Below are 15,988 nucleotides of genomic sequence, written 5' to 3' on the forward strand. Positions count from 1 at the left end.
CTTGCATAAAAGTAGGGGCTTATCCAACCCCCCTACTTACAATTTATGCGCCGCCTCTTTAAAAATACGTCCACGCTCTTCATAGGATCGGAACATATCCCAGCTTGCACAGGCGGGTGAGAGTAATACTACATCTCCCGTCTCAGCAAATTCAGCAGCCTTGTTCACAGCCTCCACGAGCGTAGCGGCGGCATCCTCCCCATTATCGACGACCTTGACATGCTCTATTCCGGCTTGCTGGGCCCGCTCAGCCAGCTTATGTCGTGTCTCACCCAAGAGCACAACGGCTTTCACACCTTCCTGCAAGGAAGGTACGAGCTCTGTATAATCAGAACCGCGATCCAATCCTCCGGCAATGAGTACAATGGGTTGCTTAAAGGAAGATAAGGCCATCATTGTTGCTTTCGAATTGGTTGCTTTGGAATTATTGTAATAAGCTACACCAGCGTGTTCTAAAACATATTCAAGCCGATGTTCGACGCCGCGAAAAGTACTTAATGGTTCCGCCAAATTCGCTGGTTCTGCGCCTGCAGCAATGGCGATTGCGCAAGCAGCAAGAGCATTTTCTACGTTAAAACGACCCGGAAGTCCAATCTCAGCTACGCCTATAATGGGATGCAGCACACCATTTCCATCGCGGTATACGATGCTACGTTCAATATCGTCCGTCACATCCGGTATGTATGGCGGGTCAGCAAACAACCCTTCCTGCAAACGTTCTGTCATAGAGAACGGAAGCAGCTTCGCTTTTATATAGGGTACGAGCTCCCGGCAGACGGGGTCATCCCAGTTCACCACCGCAGTACCCGCCGCCGTTTGATTGGCAAATAGACGCGCCTTGGATGCAACGTAGTCCTCCATGCCTCCGTGGTAGTCCAAATGGGTCTCAGCTACATTGAGCAGGCAGGCCACAGCGGGCTTGAAATCCTTTGTTCCTTTTAACTGAAAGCTGCTCAGCTCCACAACCATCCACTCGTCCGACTTGGCGTCCACAGCCGCCTCACATAAGGGCGTACCGATATTACCAGCCACGATTGGATTCATGCCGGATGCCTCCAACAGCTTGCCTACCCAAGTGGTCGTGGTCGTCTTTCCGTTGGAGCCAGTAATTCCGATGATCGGAGCTTTACATAGATGGTAGGCGACCTCAACCTCGGTCACGACCTCAATGCCGAGCTCGACAGCTTTCTGTACGGGAGGAGCCGTATAAGGAATCCCTGGATTTTTAACAACCAGCTTCACTCCAGGATGAATTAGCCCCTCTGGGTGACCCCCGCATAAAACGGAAATTCCCAAAGCCTCTAATTCAGAAGCTTCGGGACATTGTTCCCTATCTTTTTTATCATTGACTGTCAGCTTGGCTCCGGCCTGGTGCAGCACCTTGGCAACTTGCACGCCGCTTTTGGCCAGCCCGATAATGACGACTTCCTGATCTCTGTATGCGTCTGGATGGTTCATTTGTCTACAACCCCTTGTTGAGATAAAGTCCGAGTCCTGCCAACAACAGTCCTACAGCCCAGAATGTAATAACTACGCGCCATTCGGACCAGCCGGACAGCTCGAAATGATGATGAATCGGGCTCATTTTGAAAATACGCTTGCCACGTGTTTTAAAAGAAGCTACTTGCAAGACCACGGACAGCATTTCAATTACGAATACACCACCGATAATGAGGAACAAAATTTCGCTTTTCGTAACGATGGCAATGGCACCTATGGCGCCGCCGATTCCCAGCGAGCCTGTGTCACCCATAAACACCTTGGCAGGATGAGCATTATACACGAGAAATCCGAGTACAGCGCCAATCATAGCCGCTGAGCATACTGCTGCCGGAAGCGAGGTCGCCTGAATCGCGACAATGGCATAAGCAGCAAAGGCAATGGCACTTGTACCGGACAGCAGCCCGTCCAGCCCATCCGTGAAATTGACAGCATTGCTAATCGCCAGCATCATGATAATGATGAACGGATAATAAAACCAGCCGCCCCAATCAAATGACCATGACGTTCCAGGGATGCCGATCGCAGTACTATGATCATTACTAAGCAGAAGCCAGCACATGATCGCGCCAAACAATAATTGCCCAAACAGCTTTTGACGCGCCGTCAGACCTAACGAGCGTTTGAATACAATCTTGATATAGTCGTCCAAAAAGCCGATCAGCCCAAAACCCAGCGTAGCAACCAGCAGAACGTAAAAGTCCGTATTTTTGATAGCTGAAAACTTAAGAAAGGTCAGCGTAAAAGCCACCAGAATCACGATACCGCCCATTGTAGGCGTACCTATTTTTTTAAGATGGCTTTGTGGCCCGTCATCCCGGACCTGCTGGCCGAATTTCATTCGCCGCAGCAGCGGAATGAGCAGTGGAGCGGCAATGACCGCCAATATAAACGATACGACGATCGTCAGCAGTAATAATTGAATATCCATGGGAGTCTCCCTCTCGTCAACATCAGTTCTGTAGCGGACCGTTTTTCAGCGCATCCACAATTTCTTCTAGTCGCATCCCTCTGGATGCCTTAACCAGCACAATATCATTGGCGTGTAGATGAACCAGCAAATACTGGATCAGCTCTTGCTTATCTGTATAAGCGTGCACGTTAGCAGTTGGCATCAACCCTTGCGCACCCTGCGCAATCGAAGTGCCTAACGCACCGTAGGTAAACAGTACTTCTACGTCATGCTTTGCCGCGAAAATTCCAATTTCCTCATGGAATTGCTTTTCCTCAGGTCCCAGCTCCAGCATGTCACCAAGCACGGCGATTTTACGTCCGTCCGTTTTATACGCAGACAACGTCTGAATTGCTGCCTTCATTGAAGCCGGACTGGCATTATAAGCGTCGTTTAGCACGGTAAGTCCATTAGGACAGTTCACGACCTCAATGCGCATGCCCGTCAGCTTTAAAGACGACAACCCTTTACGTATATGGTCTGCATCGACATTGAAATGACGCGCTACCGCCAGTGCTGCCAAACCATTTACAACATTGTGCTGTCCAAGCAAGGGAAGCCGAAAAGCCTCTTTGCCATATTGGGCTGTTATAAATAAGCTGCCTTCTCCATCGGAAGTGATTTCAGTTGGATAGTCATCGTTACCTGCAACTAGCCCGAACGTAAACAATTTTAAACCTTCAGGCTTGACCGTTTCAGACTCCGCCAACACTTGTGAAAGCAGTGGTTCATCTCCGTTGTAGATCAGCAAACCACCAGCCTTAAGGCCACTTGTGATCTCCAACTTTGCACGAGCGATTTCCGCACGAGAACCAAGCTGCAGCAAGTGCGATTCGCCTATGTTCGTTATGATAGCTACATCTGGTTGGGCAATATTAGCCAGCAGACGAATCTCTCCACGTCCACTCATGCCCATCTCCAGAATGAGAATATCTGTATCCTGCGGCATGGACAGTACCGTTAAAGGCAAACCGATATGATTGTTATAATTCCCTTCGGTTTTGTGTACTTTAAAAGTCGTGCCCAGCAGAGCGTTTACGATGTCTTTCGTTGTCGTCTTGCCGTTGCTTCCCGTGATCCCAACGACAGAAACGCCGGTTTCGCGTAAGTATGCAGCTGCTAGATGCTGAAGGGCTTCTAGCGTATCCTCTACCTCAATAGCGTTCTCAGCCGGAGGTGCTCCATGATCCTTTTGCCATAAAAATGCAGCTGCACCTGCCTCGCTTACGATCTGCTGCACATAATTATGCCCATCAAACCGTTCGCCCACGAGTGGAACAAACAACCCTTGGCTCTGCGGCCTGCGAGAATCTGTAAAAACGCCTTCGACCATCTGTTCGGTGTCCGCTTCTCCGTGAAGTATTCCTCCACACATAGATGCAATCTGACCGATTGTTCTTTTCATCACTTGGATAAACCCCTTATCGCTTCTTTGGCTACGATGCGGTCATCGAATTCATGCACCGTTTTTCCGATCAACTGGTAAGTCTCATGACCTTTTCCCGCAATCAATACTACATCGTCAGGGCTTGCCATTTCAACAGCTTTATGAATTGCAGTTCTGCGATCCACGATCAATTCGTATCGTTCTGCGGGTACACCTTCGTCGATCAACCCTTGTTCGATGTCTTTCAAAATCACTTTCGGGTCCTCTGTTCGCGGATTGTCGGAAGTAATAAACGAGTGATCGCTGTAACGCGCAGCAATTTTCCCCATCAATGGGCGTTTCGTACGATCTCGGTCGCCGCCGCATCCAAATACACACCATACTTTACCGACCGCAAATTCCTTTACGGTGCGAAGGACATTTTCCAATCCGTCCGGTGTATGGGCATAATCTACAATAACAGCAAAGGGCTGACCCGCATCTACAGGCTCTACCCGCCCATCTACGCCTGCAATAGACTCTAGACTGCGCTTGATATCCACCAGCGAGATTCCTTCCAGCAAAGCAGCGGTAATGGCCGCCAGTGCGTTGTACACATTGAACTTGCCTACCATTCGAAGCTCAATATCGGTATCTCCTTTAAAAGTAGACACATGAAAGGAGGTTCCCTTGGAACCTATAGTGATACGAGATGCCTGCACATCAGACTCCTTTTCCACGCCGTATGTAATCACTTGGGCCGCAGTTTGAGCCTGCAAATAGGAAGAAGCCGGATCGTCTGCATTCAGAACAGCATATTTGCTATCTGATGCATCCCGCGAGAAAGCATTTCCCAACCTAGAGAATAAAAGTCCTTTTGCAGCACGGTACTCCTCCATTGTGTTGTGGTAGTCCAGGTGGTCCTGCGTCAGGTTTGTAAATATAGCGGTGCGAAAATCAGTTCCTTTGACGCGGCCCTGCTCCAACGCATGTGAGGATACTTCCATGACACAGCATTGAACCCCCTGCTCTGCCATATTTCCGAGATAACGTTGCAGTTCCACCGCTTCGGGCGTAGTGCCAGACATTGGGTAAGACTGACCACCGTAACGCATTTGAATCGTACCAATCAGTCCGGTGTTCACCCCCGCATCCTTCATGATCTTCTCAATCAGATAAGTTATCGTTGTTTTGCCGTTGGTTCCGGTTATTCCGATCATGCGCATGCGTCGGCTCGGTGAATCAAACATATAATCTGCCAAAACAGCCATGGCATGTCGTGCATCCTTAACTACAAGCTGCGGAACAGGTACATCCAGTTCACGTTCAACGACCAAAGCTGCCGCCCCAGACGCAATTGCCTGCTCAGCATAGTCATGTCCGTCCACTGTAAAACCTGGCAAACACAGAAATAAATCCCTCTGTTGCACTCGACGTGAATCCGCCCCGATTCCTCGGCAATCCACTGTACCGTCACCCACCACACGGGAGACGGCCAGCAGTGAAGCCAATTGTTGAAGCTGCATCTTTCATTCCTCCATTGCTCTCTCGTTATTCATAGTATGGTATAAAATGAACCTATCAATCCCCCATGTAAATACGGATCGTTGATCCCCGCTCCAATCTGGAGCCCGGCTTCGGCGCCTGACTCACGACCGTCTTGCCTGACCCAGATTTCACGAGCATAAAGTTCATATTCATATCTTCGTACAAATCAGCTGCAGTGGCACCTACTAGATCAGGTACCGTTTCGATCGGATTTTCTCCATACTTGTACTCTTTGGCAATTTGATTGGTGCGAGGCGGTATTTTCAAGGCAATCAGCGCGTCCTTTAAAATATTTTGCACGATTGGCGCAGCAACCACCCCGCCGAATTGAATGCCCTTCGGGTTATCGACAGCGGTATAGACGACGATTTGCGGATCATCCGCCGGGGCAAAACCAATAAAGGATACAATATGCTCCGAGGAAGAATAACGTCCGTTAATCACCTTTTGTGCCGTCCCCGTTTTACCTCCTACCCGGTAGCCTTCAATGAAAGCAGGACGACCTGTACCTTTAGCAACGACGCTCTCCAGCGCTTCTCTTACCTGTCGGGAGGTCTCCTCTGAAATGACCCTACGTACTAGTTCTGGTTCTACTTTTTCCAGCACTTTTCCGGTTCCCGGCTGAACCCAACCTTTTGTAATGTGAGGCTTATAAAGATTACCGCCATTGATTGCCGCCGATACTGCCGTTACCTGCTGGATCGGAGTGACAGACACCCCTTGACCAAAAGCGGTTGTCGCCAGTTCTACAGGACCGACCTGAGGTAACTTGAACAAAATGCCGTTGCCCTCACCAATCATGTCGATTCCCGTTTTGCTGCCGAAGCCGAAATTCCGAATGTACTTGAAAAGTGTTTCTTTACCTAACCGCTGCCCCAATGTTACAAAACCGGGGTTGCAAGAATTCTCCACCACTTGAAGGAACGTTTGGCTTCCATGTCCGCCTTTCTTCCAGCAACGCAGGCGTGCTCCACCGACTTCAATATATCCCGGATCAAAAAAACGGTCATTTTTGAGATTGACCTTCTTTTCTTCCAAGGCAGCCGCCAGTGTAATAATTTTGAAAGTAGACCCAGGTTCATATGTCATCCAGATAGGCAGATTTCGATTATAGATTTCAGGCGCATACTGCTTGTATAGTGCTGGCTCATAGCTTGGTCGTCCAGCCATGCCTAATATTTCACCCGTCTTGGGGTTCATAGCAATAGACAACGCGGACTTCGCCTGAAATTTGACCATGGCTTGGTCAAGCTCCCGTTCCATAATGGACTGCACAGACTTATCAATGGTTAATTGTAAATTCAGTCCATCCTTCGGTTCAATGTATTTTTCAGAAGAACCAGGCATCAGACGACCACCTGCATCTGATAAATACGCAATGCTTCCGTCGATTCCCCGAAGCTTACTGTTTTGCTGCTTCTCTACGCCTGTCAGCCCTTGATTATCAATTCCTGTAAACCCAAGAATATGAGCCGCTAGATCACCATAAGGATAATAACGTTTGTTGTCTTCAGCAACAACGATACCCGGCAGCTTCAAATCACGAATTTGCTGCGCTTTCTCCATCGTAATTTTTCGTCCGCCGGGCTGAAGTTTTTGGCTTGCTGTTCGTTTGGTAATCAGCTTGAGCACTTTATCCTCACTCATATCCAGCAAGGGCGCCAGCCTGCGTGCCGTTTCTTCCGGCTTCTTAATTTGCACTGGTATCGCCATGACTGTCGGCGAACTGACATTGTAGGTCAGCGCCGTACCCTGCCGATCCAAAATTTCGCCGCGCTTGGCGGCAAATGGAATATTGCGGCGCCACGAATCCTCAGCCTTGGCCGAGAGCTCGCCTCCTTTACCCAATTGAACATAGGCGAGCCGGATCGACAAGGCCGCAAACAGTACAAATAATCCCATTAGCCCCCATACCAGCCTCCGCCGCATGGTCACGTTAGATTTTTTCAAACGCGCTCCCTCCGTTCCTCAAATACTCATGACATGTCTTACCTCATGAATATTCAAAAGAACGGACATTAGAACAAGCTATCAGTTATCCTCGCCTTTAATCGCAGCAGCACTTTTCTCATCTGCAACAGCAGATATTCCTCCCTTAGGAGCTCCCGCGTCTGTTCCAGCATCAGCAGTAGTACTGGATTCGGTTTTAGTATCGGCCTCCGTTTTTGTTGCGCTGCCGGTCTGGTTAGCTGCAACTCCATTGGTCGAGTCCTGTGTTTCCTCCGGTTTCACTCCGGTCACCGTTTCTTTGGCCGGCTGAAGCGTCACGCTGACGATCCGCTTTCCATTTACCATTTGCGCCTTTTGAGAGACAACATAACCTTCGCCGCTTACCTGCACACCAACCTTCATAAGGGTCAGAACTTGAAGTGTGTCACGCAACGAAACACCTGTAAAATCAGGAATAGTCATGTTGGCACTATCCTCAGTCAGCAAGTAAATGCGTTGTCCGGGTTTCATTTTGACGCCTGCTTCAGGATATTGGCGAACAATTTTGGAGCCTTTGCCTACCGTTTCATAGGCAATTCCCTGTTTGAGCAATGCATTTTGCGCATCTTTCTTCACCTGACCAGTTAATGTTGGTACCGTTGGCAAATTCACTGTTTTTACAACAGCGCCACCTGATTTATTCGTTTTAGTTCCCGTTTTTGGAACCCCCATATATTGCAACGATTGGGATACGATTTTTTTAAATACAGGCGCTGCTGCTGTACCGCCGCCTACTGATTTGTTAGGTTCATCCATAACAACCAAAACAGCTATTTTCGGATCATTTACTGGTGCAAAACCTATAAAGGACACGACATCCTTCGAATGGTCATATACTTTTCCGACGACCTTCGTCGCTGTACCTGTTTTACCAGCTACACGATATCCGTCAATATAAGCAAGGCGTCCCGTACCAATTTCTTGGTCAGATACGACCTGCTCCAGATAGCTGCTTGTCTGGACTGCCGATTCCCGAGTAATCACTTGGCGGACTTCCTTCGGTTGAATCGTCTGAACTTCGCCTGTATCTGGGTTCATGATTTCTTTCACCAGATGAGGTTGCATCAGCTTCCCCCCGTTAGCAATTGCCGAAATTGCAGCTACCTGCTGGATTGGCGTTACCTGAACACGTCCGTGTCCATACGAAGCCGTTGCCACCTCGGATTTGTACTGGGTATGGAAAGTAATAGCTCCGGTAGACTCACTCGGAAGATCAATGCCTGTTTTCACGCCGAATCCAAAGTTATTAATATATTTCTTCAGCCTTTCGCCACCCAACTTATCCAATCCCAGATGGACGAAACCGACGTTACTTGAACGCTTGACCCCCTGAAGATAGGTTAACGTTCCCCAGTTACGGCTTACGTCACGAATATCCCAGCCTCCGACCCGAATCATACCAGATTGGTAGGATTCATTTGGATTGAACACCTTTTCTTGAACCGCAGCTGCCAAGGTGACAATCTTAAACGTGGAGCCAGGCTCGTAGATAGATTGAGTAGCATTATTACGGAAATATTCCAAGGGTGTACTCCCATATGTATTGGGATTAAAATTCGGGTAAGTCGCCATACCGAGAACATCCATCGTTTGGGGATCAGCAGCTACTACAGTCATCGTTTTCGGGTTGTATTTTGCAATAGCTTCCTGCATGGCATCCTCTATATAATACTGAATCGTATCGTCAATCGTCAGCTTTAAATTTTTACCATTTTGTGCCGGCTCATAGACACTTTCCGATCCTTGAAGAGGAACTCCCTTCCGATCCCGCTGATACAGAAGCTTTCCAGCCGTCCCCGAGAGCTCTTTATTATAATAAGCTTCCAACCCCATACCTGCTGTGCCATCTTTTCTTTGATAGCCAAGAACATGGGAAGCCAGCTTATTTTCCGGATAATAGCGTTTGGATTCTTGAACGGTGTCCACAGCTCCAATTACTTCATACTTATCCTTCAAATACTCTTTGAACGTATCCACTTGTGCCTTGACCTCAGGATCTACCTTCCAGCCCCCATTACGAATCTCGCGATTTTTTAAGTAGTTCCCCTTTTTATCCTTTGCAGAAAGATGTCCTCTCAGCTCATCCTCAGGCGTTTTGAGTAACTGGTGCAGCTTAGCTACAACCTCATTCTCCAAATCATACTCCTGAATGATGCTAGGATTGACAACTACCGTATAAGCCGGTGCATCCGTAGCCAATACGTTTCCTTTACGGTCCGTAATGGTTCCACGCTTGGGTTGAATCACCTGATCTCTTTCTACTTGATTAACTACCAGGTTATGCCAGTACTCCCCACTCACAACTTGAATCCAAAATACCTTAAGTAGCAGAACAAGAAAAAAGAGGGTAATACATCCCCCTATTAGCAGTGTGCGAAGCTTTATTCTTTTGACCATAGCTCAAACCTCTCTGCAAAAAAATGTACGTCAGAGCATAGCTTGATGCTATGCCCTTAACTATTTGGCAGCCTGCTTTTCCACACGAATGGGCTCTCTTGTTGGTTCGATATATCCCTGTTCCTTTGCAGTCGGCACGATCTGATTTTCCAGACGCTCCTTTTGAATCTTCAGTTGGGCGATATTGGTCTGTAATTTGGAAATGTCCTTGCTTGCCGTATTAATCGAATAATTGATTTGATAAATGTGAGCGTACCTGCTAATCAACATACCAGCAATGACAATGCACGCTACAAGTGTCAATAGATACAGCAGCTTTTCTCGAATCGGCAGCTCTCTGCGGCGTGTAACGACTTTGGTGGTCTCACGATACCGTTGTTGCTGAACCTGTTCCTGACGGGCTCTTTCTTTTACAGCCAAATTACCGCGTGTATAAGCCATGTCGCCTCTCCTTCTCCATTAAATTTACAATTTTTCGGCAACTCTCAGCTTCGCTGACCGGGACCGTGGATTAAGCTCCAATTCCTGCTCTGACGCCACAATCGGCTTACGGTTCACCAGCTTCAGATCGCCTATCATTTTGTCCTCCAAAATAGGCAAATCAGATGGATAGATACTTTTCGCCAAATACTCCTTGAAAATATGCTTGCATATCCGATCCTCCAGAGAATGGAATGTAATGACCGAAATTCTGCCTCCTGGAGCCAGACATCTTATTGCCTGATGCAAAGTATCTTCCAGTGCACCCAACTCATCATTCACAGCAATCCGCAAAGCCTGGAAACTGCGTTTAGCCGGATGTCCCCCGGTTCTGCGTGCCGCAGCCGGAATTCCTTCTTTGATAATATCGACAAGTTCCCCTGTTGTGTGAATAGGCTTGTTCAATCGACGTTCAATCATGATCTTTGCGATCCGCCGTGAAAACTTCTCTTCTCCGTAATGAAACAAAATACGCGCAATCTCTGCTTCCGACCATTCATTGACAATTTCGTAAGCCGTAAGCGAGCTACTCTGATCCATCCGCATATCAAGCGGTGCATCATGATTGTAGCTAAATCCCCGTTCCCCCTCATCGAACTGGGGCGAGGATACACCCAGATCGAACAAAATACCCTGGACTTGCGGGACGCCGTCTTTTTCGGGCAATCCCAGCTCGGTCAGCTTGTCCTGCAAGTGGCGGAAGTTGGATTTCACTAAGGAAATCTTTCCTTCATAGGCTGACAGCTTCTCACGCGCATTGTTCAATGCCCAGTCGTCCTGATCAAAGGCAATGAGCCTTCCCTCAGGGCCAAGCTGTGATGCAATGACGGAACTGTGTCCTGCCCCTCCCAACGTGCAGTCCACATAAATCCCGTCCTGCCTGATGTTTAGTGCCTGTGTTGCTTCTTCTTTGAGTACGGTAATGTGGTGAAACAAACGGCTGACCTCCTAAATTACAATTCAAAGTTGAAATCAACCAATTTCTCAGCAATGTCGTTAAATGCTTCTTCTGATTGGTTGAAATATTGCTCCCAAGTATGCTTGCTCCAAATCTCTACACGGGTGGACACTCCCAATACGACGCACTCTTTAGTAAGCTTGGCGTATTCGCACAAATTCCCCGGTAAATTTACCCTGCCCTGTTTGTCCAATTCGCATTCAGTCGCCCCCGAGAAAAAAAAACGGGTAAACGCCCGCGCATCGGCCTTCATCAGAGGCAGTGCTTTAAGTTTTTTCTCCATGACAGCCCACTCATCCATGGGATACACGAAGAGGCATTGGTCCAGCCCGCGGGTAACCACGAACGAGGCACCGAGAAGTTCACGAAACTTGGCCGGTACAGTAAGCCGACCCTTCTCATCAATGCTATGTTGGAACTCCCCCATAAACATTGGTTTCGTCACCCCTTACCCCATTCTCCCACTTTGGCCCACTTTCCACCACCTAAGCATAATAGATTCGCTTTAAAAAATCAAAGACCTCTTTTTCATTACCAAAAAGTGATAGAAGCCGGATCCATACCCTTATGTCTGTTATTGTAGCCCTGCGTCACAAGATGCAAAAAAGCCCCTTACCCCATGAAGCCGGCCCCCGACAATATGCATCAGGTTTCGAAACAACACGGAATAAAGGGCTTACTCTCTGTCCATTATGCCAACCTAAACAAAGACTTGCATTAAAAAAGCAACACTTTTGCAGCGAAAATCGTGATGAAATAATCCGATTACGCGTTCCAGCTGTCCAAATAGATCTTTTGGTCTTCAGTTAACGTGTCAATTTGGATTCCCAGACTATCAAGCTTGAATCGAGCTACCTGCTCATCAATTTCATAAGGTACATTAATAACAGCTTTGCCTAGCTCATTGTAACGATCATTCACATATTTCAAGCCAAGCGCCTGAAGCGCGAATGTCGTATCCATAATTTCCGCAGGATGACCATCAGCAGCAGCCAGATTCACGAGGCGTCCTTCTGCCAGCAAATACATTTTACGTCCATCTTTAAAGCGATATTCCTCGATATTGCGACGCACCGTACGAATGGATTCGGAACGTTTAGCAAGCTCAGGCTTACTAACCTCCACATCAAAATGCCCTGCGTTACACAGCACAGCTCCATCCTTCATTACATCAAAGTGTTCTCCTGTAATTACAGCCTTGTTTCCAGTTACTGTAATAAAGAAGTCGCCCAGTTTGGCAGCTTCTACCATCGGCAACACATGGAACCCATCCATATGGGCTTCTACTGCCTTGATTGGATCAACTTCGGTTACAACAACGTTGGCTCCCAGCCCTTTCGCACGCATTGCAACCCCTTTGCCACACCAGCCATAACCTACCACAACCACTGTACTTCCGGCTACAACCAGATTAGTCGTACGAATAATGCCGTCGAAAGCTGACTGTCCTGTACCATAGCGGTTATCAAACAAATATTTGCAGTAAGCATCATTAACAGCCACCATCGGAAAGTGAAGTTGCCCTTCTTTTTCCAAAGCCTTCAAACGAATAATGCCAGTAGTTGTCTCCTCTGCTCCCCCACGGATCGTAGAAATCAGATCAGGCCGTTCGGATTGCAACAGAGTAACCAAGTCACCACCATCATCTATAATGAGATCCGGCTTTGTTTCCAGTGCCTTGATTTGCAAATTTTTGAATTCTTCCGGGTCCGGATTGTATTTAGCTAATACTGTAACGCCATCTTCAACTAATGCGGCGCAAACATCATCTTGTGTGGACAATGGATTACTACCCGTAATAGTTACCTGCGCTCCACCTGCTTGTACCACTTTAGCCAGATAAGCCGTTTTGGCCTCCAGATGTAGACAGATGGTTACCTTCAGACCAGCAAAAGGTTGCTCTTGCTCGAATTGTTGACGTATACGGTTCAATACTGGCATATGGGCTTCTACCCAATCAATTTTCAAATGACCTTCTGGGGCCAATTTAAGATCGTGAACTATGCTATTTTGCAGAGAATGGGAAGTCATACTTTGTTTCCTCCTTCATATTGGTTAAATTTGCTCCATGATAAATCCTATATAAAATAATAAATCATACATAAATAACACGATGCGTACCCAACAGATCCAATGGTACACTCATAATCATATCAATCAGGCTGAGACCATGACGGTTCAGAAAATGATAGATCGTATACGCCCGCTCCTGCGGCTGTCCAAATGGAAAAATCGACCACTCAATACGATCCCACTGGCGAAGTGCTGTTTCATTTTGCCGAAGCAACGCTTCCTGAACTTTTGCCTCCAGATAGGCGATCTGTGCCAGAATCTTATCGCGGTTGGTTTCTCCGAGCGGTAGCAAACCTTTTTCAATCAAACCTGTCTGCTGCACAAGCGGTTCGTACATGCGGACAAAAGCTTCCTTAGCCCCGGAAAACTGATCCTGCATTCCAAGCTGATCTTGAGTGGCGATCCATTTCTTTTTCCGTTCCTCAAGTCCGTCTCTAACTTGACCAAAACTCAATTCATACTTAAGCATATGCTTCTCCACGCCTGGCTCTACCAACGTAAAAGACATTCGTGGCAGCAGTATCGGCATCTGCATCTCCAACACCCCGAAAGCATCCCGTGTAATCGCCCAGTAAGCAATCTCTCCTAGACCCAGCACAGATGCCAGCACCGGAAACAGTGAATCCTGCATTAGAGGACGAGTTAGCACATTGTTACTAAAACGTTCGGGATGTCTATCTATCTCTTCAAGCAGTTCATCCACAGTAAACACCACCAGACCGTGTCGGTCCGTGAATAGTCCAGCTTTTTTGAAAAGCAGCAAGCGTTCATCTTCATGGATATAAAAGAGATTCGCGCCACCTTCATGCACATCGGCTTGTAAATGATATCCATAATCTACGATCCGCGCAGCAGTCGTCCGGTAAGCCTGCTCCAACTCATCATTGTGCTGAACCAGCCGCTTAAAAACGGATGCTTCCAGCTTGCGTAGCGAAGGATCTGCTGAATCCAAGAGTACTAATCCATAGGTGCCGAACAAAAGGCCCAGCAACTTGGCAAAGGCTTCACTCAGTCCATATGAATCCGTTAGCCCGTTCTCAATCATGCGCATTATATCAGCCTTATGTTCTGAATCTGGCAAGCTTTGCTCTATATCCGCTATCGCTTGCTTCCACTCAACAGCCTCAACTTTAATGGCACTAACCGAAGAACGGCGTTCAGGTTGCTTATTCAGCTTAATTTTGACGGCTTGTGGGTCATTTGCCATTACGTATGTATGATTGACCTCGTCCCAGTCATGATCTTCGCCAGCAATCCAGAAGACGGGAATAACCGGACGTCCAAGCCGTTCCTCAGCTTCTCTCGCCGCCTTAATTAGGGTAGCAGCTTTGTAAATGACCAGCATCGGACCTGTGAACAATCCGCTTTGCTGCCCGCCAGCTACTACTAAGGCATCTGGACTTTCCAGACGGTCCAATGAAGCACGAACCGCCTCATACGAATTGTATTTCTCATTGTATATACGAAGACATGCTACGATATCCTTACGGTTTAATCGCAGATGCCCCGTCTTATCCAGCCACTTCGCCCGTTGGGCATAAGCATCAGCGTGCAGCACATTATATTCATACAAGTCGCTTGCGCGTCCTGTACCCTGTATATAATCTTCTGCCAAAGCCGACCCTCCGCGAAGCGTTTCCGGAATTATCTTCATGGGTCTGCCTCCTGTCTCCACTAAAACCTTACTGCTTGATTGTACCGAAAGCCCATGTCCACGTCAAAGCTTCCTACAAAAAAAACCGCCGAATAACTCGGCGGTTGGTGCATAAAACAAGATCAGGCGTAAGGCTCAGCTACAAAATGTCCTTTAGACACTTCGATGAGCGTGGCATTTTCCAGGTTATAAGCCCCTGTCTTGCTGCCAGATGCATCATGAATCGGGCCTGCTTGGTCGCCTGGCATAATAATCCGTTTTTTGTTGGCTTCTACTTCTGGATCAGGAAGTGGGATCGCCGACAAAAGCATTTTCGTATAAGGATGGATCGGATTTGCATACAATTCAGCACTTTCTGCAAGCTCGACCATTCTACCCATATACATTACAGCTACCCGATCACTGATGTGCTTGACCATCGACAGATCATGCGCAATGAACAGGTATGTCAGACCCAAACGTTCTTGAAGCTCTTTTAACAGGTTGACAACCTGAGCCTGAATAGATACGTCAAGAGCTGAAATCGGCTCATCACAAATGATGAATTTAGGATTAACCGCTAGTGCGCGTGCAATGCCGATCCGTTGACGTTGACCACCAGAAAACTCATGCGGATAGCGTGTTGCATGGTCAGGGTTCAAACCAACCAGATCAAGTAACTCTTCAATCCGTTTCTTACGTTCTGCACGGCTACCCGCCATATTGTGAATATCCAGTGCCTCACCAATAATATCAGAAACGGTAAAACGCGGGTTCAATGATGCATACGGATCTTGAAAGATCATCTGCATATCACGGCGCATTGCTTTCATTTTACTTGGTGATAATTTGTAAATATCCGTACCGTTAAAACGCACGCTACCTGCTGTAGGTTCATACAAGCGCAAAATCGTACGACCCGCTGTAGACTTACCACAGCCGGATTCGCCAACCATACCCAGCGTTTCACCCTCGCGAATATAGAAATTCAGGTTGTCCACCGCTTTGAGCACACGGTTTTTGCCAACATTAAAATACTTTTTAAGACCTTCAACCTCAATTAAATTGTTGCTACTCACCATGATCTCACCT

At 47.6% G+C, this 15,988-nt stretch carries 12 protein-coding genes; all 12 read right to left on the reverse strand.

The genetic code is table 11. From position 1 onward, the window contains the following. Nucleotides 1–36 precede the first annotated feature (36 nt). The 12 genes from murD to ACUUJN_RS17655 all read right to left on the reverse strand — a co-directional run bounded on the left by murD (nt 37) and on the right by ACUUJN_RS17655 (nt 15,978). The gene (gene murD / locus ACUUJN_RS17600) at nt 37–1,458 is read right to left on the reverse strand and encodes a UDP-N-acetylmuramoyl-L-alanine--D-glutamate ligase (RefSeq protein WP_484668754.1); all 1,422 of its coding nucleotides are present in this window, start codon (nt 1,456–1,458) and stop codon (nt 37–39) included. 4 nt (nt 1,459–1,462) lie between these two features. Further along, nucleotides 1,463–2,431 carry a phospho-N-acetylmuramoyl-pentapeptide-transferase gene (gene mraY / locus ACUUJN_RS17605; protein WP_013311092.1) on the reverse strand — a complete coding sequence of 323 codons (969 nt, stop codon included), beginning with the start codon at nt 2,429–2,431 and terminating at the stop codon, nt 1,463–1,465. A gap of 22 nt (nt 2,432–2,453) precedes the next feature. Beyond that, nucleotides 2,454–3,857, reverse strand: a complete 1,404-nt coding sequence (locus ACUUJN_RS17610; RefSeq protein WP_071558482.1) for a UDP-N-acetylmuramoyl-tripeptide--D-alanyl-D-alanine ligase — start codon at nt 3,855–3,857, stop codon at nt 2,454–2,456. Then, nucleotides 3,857–5,344 (reverse strand): UDP-N-acetylmuramoyl-L-alanyl-D-glutamate--2,6-diaminopimelate ligase, encoded by a 1,488-nt coding sequence (locus ACUUJN_RS17615; RefSeq protein WP_023989451.1) that lies wholly within the window; start codon nt 5,342–5,344, stop codon nt 3,857–3,859. The genes ACUUJN_RS17610 and ACUUJN_RS17615 overlap by 1 nt, the downstream gene beginning before the upstream one ends. Before the next feature lie 55 nt (nt 5,345–5,399). Further along, nucleotides 5,400–7,316 (reverse strand): stage V sporulation protein D, encoded by a 1,917-nt coding sequence (locus ACUUJN_RS17620; protein ID WP_043882263.1) that lies wholly within the window; start codon nt 7,314–7,316, stop codon nt 5,400–5,402. Nucleotides 7,317–7,397: 81 nt separating this feature from the next. Next, a complete protein-coding gene (locus ACUUJN_RS17625; RefSeq protein WP_069080391.1) occupies nt 7,398–9,752 on the reverse strand; it encodes a penicillin-binding transpeptidase domain-containing protein in 2,355 nt (784 codons plus the stop codon). A gap of 60 nt (nt 9,753–9,812) precedes the next feature. Next, nucleotides 9,813–10,193: a hypothetical protein gene (locus ACUUJN_RS17630; RefSeq protein WP_028540475.1), complete on the reverse strand. Its 381-nt coding sequence runs from the start codon at nt 10,191–10,193 to the stop codon at nt 9,813–9,815. 24 nt (nt 10,194–10,217) lie between these two features. After that, nucleotides 10,218–11,168, reverse strand: coding sequence for a 16S rRNA (cytosine(1402)-N(4))-methyltransferase RsmH (gene rsmH, locus ACUUJN_RS17635; protein ID WP_023989455.1), 951 nt, complete (start codon nt 11,166–11,168; stop codon nt 10,218–10,220). A gap of 17 nt (nt 11,169–11,185) precedes the next feature. Continuing rightward, complete coding sequence (gene mraZ / locus ACUUJN_RS17640) at nt 11,186–11,623, reverse strand: division/cell wall cluster transcriptional repressor MraZ (protein ID WP_013311099.1); 438 nt, start codon at nt 11,621–11,623, stop codon at nt 11,186–11,188. Nucleotides 11,624–11,955: 332 nt separating this feature from the next. Then, a complete protein-coding gene (locus tag ACUUJN_RS17645) occupies nt 11,956–13,221 on the reverse strand; it encodes an adenosylhomocysteinase (protein ID WP_013311100.1) in 1,266 nt (421 codons plus the stop codon). Nucleotides 13,222–13,285: 64 nt separating this feature from the next. Further along, nucleotides 13,286–14,917, reverse strand: coding sequence for a bacillithiol biosynthesis cysteine-adding enzyme BshC (gene bshC, locus ACUUJN_RS17650; RefSeq protein ID WP_484668755.1), 1,632 nt, complete (start codon nt 14,915–14,917; stop codon nt 13,286–13,288). A gap of 122 nt (nt 14,918–15,039) precedes the next feature. After that, entirely contained in the window at nt 15,040–15,978 is a 939-nt protein-coding gene (locus tag ACUUJN_RS17655; protein ID WP_013311102.1) for an ABC transporter ATP-binding protein, read from the reverse strand. Nucleotides 15,979–15,988: the final 10 nt, after the last annotated feature.

The organism is Paenibacillus sp. LRG-1 (genome assembly GCF_057220305.1).

What these genes read in the sequence shown, in the direction of transcription:
- murD (WP_484668754.1), bottom strand. Translation starts at nt 1,458, where the DNA reads ATGAACCATCCAGACGCATACAGAGATCAGGAAGTCGTCATTATCGGG.
- mraY (WP_013311092.1), bottom strand. Translation starts at nt 2,431, where the DNA reads ATGGATATTCAATTATTACTGCTGACGATCGTCGTATCGTTTATATTG.
- ACUUJN_RS17610 (WP_071558482.1), bottom strand. Translation starts at nt 3,857, where the DNA reads ATGAAAAGAACAATCGGTCAGATTGCATCTATGTGTGGAGGAATACTT.
- ACUUJN_RS17615 (WP_023989451.1), bottom strand. Translation starts at nt 5,344, where the DNA reads ATGCAGCTTCAACAATTGGCTTCACTGCTGGCCGTCTCCCGTGTGGTG.
- ACUUJN_RS17625 (WP_069080391.1), bottom strand. Translation starts at nt 9,752, where the DNA reads ATGGTCAAAAGAATAAAGCTTCGCACACTGCTAATAGGGGGATGTATT.
- ACUUJN_RS17630 (WP_028540475.1), bottom strand. Translation starts at nt 10,193, where the DNA reads ATGGCTTATACACGCGGTAATTTGGCTGTAAAAGAAAGAGCCCGTCAG.
- mraZ (WP_013311099.1), bottom strand. Translation starts at nt 11,623, where the DNA reads ATGTTTATGGGGGAGTTCCAACATAGCATTGATGAGAAGGGTCGGCTT.
- ACUUJN_RS17645 (WP_013311100.1), bottom strand. Translation starts at nt 13,221, where the DNA reads ATGACTTCCCATTCTCTGCAAAATAGCATAGTTCACGATCTTAAATTG.
- bshC (WP_484668755.1), bottom strand. Translation starts at nt 14,917, where the DNA reads ATGAAGATAATTCCGGAAACGCTTCGCGGAGGGTCGGCTTTGGCAGAA.
- ACUUJN_RS17655 (WP_013311102.1), bottom strand. Translation starts at nt 15,978, where the DNA reads ATGGTGAGTAGCAACAATTTAATTGAGGTTGAAGGTCTTAAAAAGTAT.